This is a genomic window from uncultured Anaerovibrio sp. (genome assembly GCF_947302755.1).
Taxonomy (GTDB): domain Bacteria; phylum Bacillota; class Negativicutes; order Selenomonadales; family Selenomonadaceae; genus Anaerovibrio.
Genome location: NZ_CAMYWM010000132.1, coordinates 1 through 6797, shown reverse-complemented (window position 1 = coordinate 6797; position 6797 = coordinate 1). Strand labels below are relative to the sequence as shown.

Annotated in this window: 4 protein-coding genes and 1 pseudogene; 4 read left to right on the top strand and 1 reads right to left on the bottom strand. The window is 50.0% G+C overall.

Annotated elements, in window-relative coordinates; all coding sequences use genetic code 11:
• The first annotated feature begins 148 nt into the window (after window positions 1-148).
• Entirely contained in the window at window positions 149-337 is a 189-nt protein-coding gene (locus Q0Y54_RS10785) for a hypothetical protein (RefSeq protein WP_297967607.1), read from the top strand.
• A 220-nt stretch (window positions 338-557) separates the two neighbouring features.
• On the opposite strand, the gene Q0Y54_RS10780 is transcribed toward Q0Y54_RS10785, so the two are convergent.
• Window positions 558-725 (bottom strand): hypothetical protein, encoded by a 168-nt coding sequence (locus Q0Y54_RS10780; protein ID WP_297967601.1) that lies wholly within the window; start codon window positions 723-725, stop codon window positions 558-560.
• Window positions 726-928: 203 nt separating this feature from the next.
• On the opposite strand from Q0Y54_RS10780, the gene Q0Y54_RS10775 reads away from it, so the two are divergent.
• From Q0Y54_RS10775 to Q0Y54_RS10765, 3 genes and pseudogenes are all read left to right on the top strand, one after another.
• Entirely contained in the window at window positions 929-5164 is a 4236-nt protein-coding gene (locus Q0Y54_RS10775; protein WP_297967596.1) for an acyl-CoA dehydratase activase-related protein, read from the top strand.
• 74 nt (window positions 5165-5238) lie between these two features.
• The gene (locus Q0Y54_RS10770; RefSeq protein WP_297967593.1) at window positions 5239-6468 is read left to right on the top strand and encodes a DUF445 domain-containing protein; all 1230 of its coding nucleotides are present in this window, start codon (window positions 5239-5241) and stop codon (window positions 6466-6468) included.
• Window positions 6465-6734 (top strand): annotated as a pseudogene (locus Q0Y54_RS10765) (DUF445 family protein); the annotation flags it as partial. The gene Q0Y54_RS10770 and the pseudogene Q0Y54_RS10765, both read left to right, overlap by 4 nt.
• Window positions 6735-6797 lie beyond the last annotated feature (63 nt).

Genomic DNA, 6797 nt, shown 5'->3' with positions numbered 1-6797 from the left:
GACACCAATATTTTCAAGGAATTGGCTTTATTTTTGTGGTGGGAAAGTTGAGTAAATAAAAAAAATTTTTTGTAATATATTTTCCCCCTGATCGTATGTATAAGCAGAGAGAAAAAATTAATGCATAGGTCAAAAGGGGGCAAACACTATGGGAAATGAGTTGTACAATGAAGCCGTAAAACCGGTAGAGGTGGCTGCAGCAGGTAACGCTGGGACAGGTACTGCATCGGCTGTAAAAAAGATATTGATGTTTAAAGCCAGAACGGCTGTCAGACCCATACCAAGATTTCAGCTATCCAAGGCAACCCAGTTCCCTGCGTGGCCTTCCATAATATGAGGAAACAGCCCCGGCTTCGGGAATGAAGCAGCTATGCTGCCTATTCCCGAAGCCGGGGTTTTCACCTTTGTGATAAAGGAAAAATCGGCTAAATTCAGACGGAGAATGAGACTCCAGCTGAATTTAGCCGATTTTCTTAAATGTTGGGATTTGTCATCAATACATCAATAACATCAATACAATAGTACTTTGGTACTGGTGCGGCACGGCACAATATAGCTTAACTGTTTAGTGCCCCTGCCTTGCCTATATCAATTGTGGTATTCAATTTTTTCTGTATATCCTCCAGCATTTTATCCAGCTGCTTCATTTCATCCTTTAAAGAATGTACCTCCAGCAGACTTTCGTGTATGCGTTCCCCCAAGATGTAATAGTCCTTATAGTCCATAATACTCCTCCCAAAATCCCATGAGAAGATTATAGCACAATTATACCATTGACAATATAGAAATTTTTAAAATATAGAAAAAAATGGAACTGTCAGCCACATAAATGGAAAAAATTTCATAAAAGCTGTATAATATACATTAGGGTTTTTATATCTGTACATGTATAGATATGGATAGAGTTTTGATCTCAGGTGGTGAAAGAATGAACACTCTTTTACGGGTTGGAATTGATGTTGGTTCAACCACGATTAAGGTAGTAGTTCTCAACAAGGAAAGAGAGCTGGTATATAAGAAATATGCCAGACATTTTTCTGAAATTAATTCCGTATTAAAGGATAATCTTCGCGCCTTAAGCAAGGTCATTGAAGATAAAAAATTTTCCCTGGCCCTCACCGGCTCGGCCGGTATGGGCATTGCTGAACGCATAGGTCTGCCCTTTGTCCAGGAGGTTATTGCCTGCGCCTCGGCAGTGAAATCCCTTATTCCGTCTACGGATACGGTGGTGGAGCTGGGGGGAGAGGATGCCAAGGTTACTTACTTTGGCGAGGCTCCGGAGCAGCGCATGAACGGGGTTTGTGCCGGCGGTACAGGCTCCTTTATTGACCAGATGGCCTCCCTTTTGTCAACTGACGCCCAGGGACTTAATGCCCTGGCCGAAAAGGGAAAGCAGATTTATACCATTGCATCCCGGTGTGGAGTTTTTGCCAAGACGGATATTCAGGCATTGATGAATGACGGGGCCTCCAAGGCCGATATTGCCCTGTCTATTTTCCAGGCAGTGGTAAATCAGACCATCAGCAATTTGGCTCAGGGACGGCCCATTGATGGTAATGTGGCCTTTTTGGGCGGGCCCCTCCATTTCCTGCCGGAGCTAAAGAAAAGATTTATTGATACCCTTAAGCTGTCACCGGACAAGGTGGTAAAGGTGGATGAAGGAAATTATTTTGTGGCCATGGGGGCGGCCATGAGCGATGAAGCCCGTCCTGTAAGCTTTGGTGAGCTGGAGGAAAGCATTAAGCGGGCTGAGGAGGTTATGGCCTCAGACAGCCAGCAGGCAGATTTTGTCCTGTTTGAGGACAGGCAGGCCTATGAGGAATTTAAGGCCCGTCACGACAGGGATAAGGTGCCAAAGGCGGATTTGTATAGCTACAGTGGTCCGATATACGTGGGAATAGATGCGGGGTCGACCACCACCAAGCTGGCGGCTATTGGCCGGGACAAGGAGCTTTTATATACCTCCTATGGCAGCAATCATGGTTCACCCCTCCATACTGTGGTGGAGGAAATGAAGGAGCTGTATGGGGCCATGAATGGGGATACCTATATTGCGGCGGTGACAACCACCGGATATGGTGAGGCCATTGTGAAGGCCGCATTGCATGCCGATAATGGCGAGGTGGAGACCTTTGCCCATTTACGGGCGGCCCAGGAATTTTGCCCTGATGTGTCCTTTGTATTGGATATTGGCGGGCAGGATATGAAATGCTTCTACGTAAACAAGGGAAGCATTGGCAGTATCACCCTAAACGAGGCCTGCTCTGCGGGCTGTGGTTCCTTTATTGAAAATTTTGCCCAAAGCCTTAAGCTGACTGCCGGGGAATTTGCGGCCAAGGCCTTGGAGTCCAAGGCTCCCGTTGATTTGGGCACAAGATGTACCGTATTCATGAATTCCAAGGTCAAGCAGGCCCAAAAGGATGGGGCCTCTGTGGGAGACATATCGGCAGGTATTGCCCTGTCCGTTATAAAAAACGCCCTTTTCAAGGTAATGCAGCTGAAGGATGTTAATTCCCTGGGAAAGAATATCGTGGTTCAGGGGGGCACCTTCTACAATGATGCTGTGCTTCGCTCCATGGAGCTGCTGCTGGACCGCAATGTTATCAGACCGGATATTGCCGGCTTGATGGGGGCCTATGGTGCAGCCCTTTTATCCCTGGAATCCGGGGTGGAGCATTCTGCCATTTTGCCGCTGAATAAGCTGGAGGGCTTTACGGTAAAGAGCAATTCCTTCCGGTGCCAGGGCTGTGGCAACGCCTGTCAGGTAACGGTGCAGATATTCCCGGATGGAGGACGGTACTTTACCGGCAACCGCTGTGAGCGGGGGGCCGGCAAGGAGAAGAAGGCCAGACGGGCCGCCAATATTTATCAGTTTAAGTATGACCGGCTATTTAATCATTATGTTCCCTTAAAGACTGCTGTACGGGGCAAAATCGGTATACCGCGGGTTCTCAACATGTACGAGGATTATCCCTTCTGGTTTACCTTCTTTACGGAGCTGGGCTATGAGGTGGTGCTGTCCGGTGAGTCCTCCCCTCAGCTGTATTACAGCGGTATGGCCACCGTGCCTTCGGATTCCCTGTGTTATCCGGCCAAGCTTGTTCATGGGCATATAATGAATTTGGTGGAACAGGGTGTGGATAAGATTTTCTATCCCTGTCTCCCTTATAATATGACGGATGATATGCATCCATCGGATAATCATTTTAATTGTCCGGTGGTGGCTTCCTATGCAGAAAATATCCGCAGCAACATGGATATACTGCAGGAGCGGAAGGTTAAGCTTTTGGAGCCCTTTTTGCCGATAAATGACAAGAAAAGAATGGCAAAGCGGCTGAATGAGGAGCTGGGCAAGGGAGAGGGCCTGAGCAAATCGGAGATTGCCATGGCTCTGGACAAGGCCTATGCGGAGCTGGAGGCCTACCGGGAGGAGGTGCGCCGCAAGGGCATGGAGATCCTCCGGGAGGCTGAGGCCAAGGGACAGCATGTGATTTTGCTGGCAGGTCGTCCGTATCACGTTGATCCTGAGATAAATCACGGTATTCCGGAGATGATTCAAGGCTATGATTTGCCCATTGTGTCCGAGGATGCAGTGTATCATATGCCGGTGAAGTCGGAGCCGCTGAAGATTGTCAACCAGTGGAGCTATCATGCAAGGCTGTATCATGCCGCCCATTATGTGGCAGAGCATAATAATGTTACCATGATTCAGTTCAGCTCCTTTGGCTGTGGATTGGATGCATTGACCACCGGCCAGGTAAAATCCATTTTGGAGGACCATGAGCGGATTTATACCATGATAAAGCTGGATGATGTGAGCAATTTGGGGGCGGCTCGTATAAGACTGCGCTCCCTGATTGCGGCCCTGGCCCGCCGGAAGCCGGTGGAGTACCAGCAGCTGGAAATTTCTGAGCGGCCTCATTTTACGGAGGAGTGCAAGGGAATCCACACCATTCTGGCACCGCAAATGGCCCCTATTCACTTTGAGCTCTTTGAAGCAGTACTCAATAAACACGGATACAATGTAATTATTCCGGAAATGCCAAGAAGTGCTGTGGATGTGGGCTTGAAATTCGTGCATAACGATATGTGTTATCCGGCCATTGTGGTTATTGGTCAGCTGATTAATGCCATACAGCAGGGGAAATGCGATCCTGACAATACCTCCGTCATGCTGTTTCAGACCTGCGGTGCCTGTCGGGCCACCAATTACATTAATGTCTTGCGGCAGGCCCTGAAGGATGCCGGCTATCCCCAGATTCCGGTCTTTGCCTGCTGGGGCCTGGAAACCGATGCCTTTCATTTTACCCGGGACAGCCTGACGGATGCCATCAAGGCCGCCGTATATGGTGATGTTCTTATGAACGTGCGCAACCGTACCAAGCCATATGAGCTGACCCTGGGGGACAGCGACCGACTGTACGATAGGTGGATGGCCCGGTGCAAGGCGGACCTTAGTGAGCGGAAGGGCAGCTATAAGCGGTTTAGCCAAAATATTAGGGCCATAGTGGAGGATTTTGAGGCGATACCAATCGATGAGGCCATGTGGAAGCCCAAGGTGGGCATTGTAGGAGAAATTTTGGCCAAGTATCATCCCGTGGCCAACAACCATATTGAACGCCTGCTCTATGAGGAGGGAGCCGAGGTGGTAATGCCGGATTTCGTGGATTTCTTCATGTATTCTGCCTATGATGCGGTGGTTAAGCGGGAGCTGCTGGACGGCAAGCTTAAGAGCAAGCTGATTTCCCAGATGTTTATTCAGCTGATGGAATTCTATCGCCGGCCGGTGCGCAAAGCCATGAAACACAGCAAGCGGTTTACGCCGCCCCATACCATCAAGGAGATTGCCGGAATGGCCCGGGAACATGTGTCCCTGGGGAACATGGCCGGTGAAGGCTGGTTCCTTACCGGGGAAATGGTGAAGCTGATAAAAAATAATGTGCCCAATGTGGTGTGCCTCCAGCCCTTTGGCTGCCTGCCAAACCATATTACCGGCAAGGGAGTAATTCATGAGCTGCGCCGTCATTATAAGGGAGCCAATATTTTGGCTATTGATTGTGATGCCGGGGCCAGTGAGGTAAATCAGATGAACCGCATCAAGCTGATGCTGTCCGTAGCCAAGGAACGGGGCCCTAAGGGGAATGCGGTATTCCAGAAGGCATAAATTTTCAATGCTGTCCCGGGGAGGTGGGTAGTTCCCTCCCCCAGGCAGCATTTTGATTATCGAGGTATATTTACATGAAAAAGAAATATAAGGCTACAGTGGCGTTGGCCATAAGCATATTAGGGGCGGGGGCAACCATGTCCTGGCCGGCCAGCTTCGGCTTTTGGGGCGGCATGCTTCACAATGGCTTTTTGGCGGCTACCATAGGCGGTATGGCAGACTGGTTTGCCGTTACGGCCATTTTCAGAAAACCATTGGGTATTTCCTATAAAACAGAAATTATCATAAGAAATCGCCAGCGGATAATGGATGAATTGGTGGAATTTGTGGGGCATGACCTTCTCAGCACGGAAAATGTTATGCAATTTGTGAACAAACAGGATGTGGCCGGGCTGTTGGCGGAATATATTGATGTGCAGGGCAAGGAGCGGCTGGCGGTATTGGCCAGGGAAATTGCCGATGGGGTGTTCCGTGATTTGGATGCCCAAGCCATGGCGAAAAGGATAACTCCCTTTATAAAGGAAGCGGTGGATGAGAAGATAGCACCGGCCATGGCCAATGACCTGATGGAGCGGCTGTCCAATGAGGAAATTGCCGGAATTATTCTTAAGGGTCTGTTGCTGGTGGGGGAGGATATCCTTAAGGAAGAGGCCCTCATCGCCATTTTACAGGAGCATGTGGGGGAATTTCTGGAAAAGTACGAAGGGGACGGTATGGGCCGCGGCTTCGTGATGGGTCTTATGGGGCTTGATAAGGAACGGGTCAGCAGGCTGCTGGTTGGCAAGGCACAGCAATGGCTTGATGAGGTGCGGACCAGTGAGGAAAGGTGGACCGAGCTGTTCCAGTGGTTTCTTGCGCGGATGCGGCTGCTTGGTCAAAATCAGCGGCTAAGGGACAATCTGGCCAGGACGCTGACGGAATACGCTTCCTCTGAGGTTATTGAGGCCATGGTGTACCACTACATTAATGGCGTCCTTACCGGTAATGAGGCGGGCTACAAGGTTCAGCAGGCCGTTCAGGAGCTGCTGGAGCGGTTTGTGGACAATCATGAGTGGAAGGAAAAGCTGGATGGCATTATCAAGGCCTGGATGGCCAAGGAGCTTGAGGCCCATCACCAGACCATAACCAACATGATCCAGGACCGGCTGAACAGCCTGTCGGATGAGGAGCTGGTGGAATTTACCGAAGAAAAGGTAGCCGATGATTTGCAGATGATTCGTATCAACGGTTCAGTGGTAGGCTCGTTGGCCGGTATGGCGTTGTATATTGTTGTGTATTTGGCGGGGCAGGTGATAAGTCCATGATATGGCAAAATTGGAACAAGGCAGACAAAACCCTGCTGGGGGCGGCGGTGATATTCCTTTTTGCCCTATGCCTGCATATTGAATATCCGGACAATACCTTTGCCAGCGGCCTGCTGTTTTGTGCGGAGGCGGCCCTGGTGGGCGGTATAGCGGACTGGTTCGCGGTAACTGCCCTATTCAAAAAGCCCTTGGGCTTTCCCTATCATACGGCCATATTGCCCCGACGGCGGGAGGCCTTTGTGGAAGCCACCGGAAAAATGCTGCAGACGGAAGCTACCGCGATGCAGACCAGTACCAGCGCAAGCTGGCGCCAGTATGGCTTCAGGTAG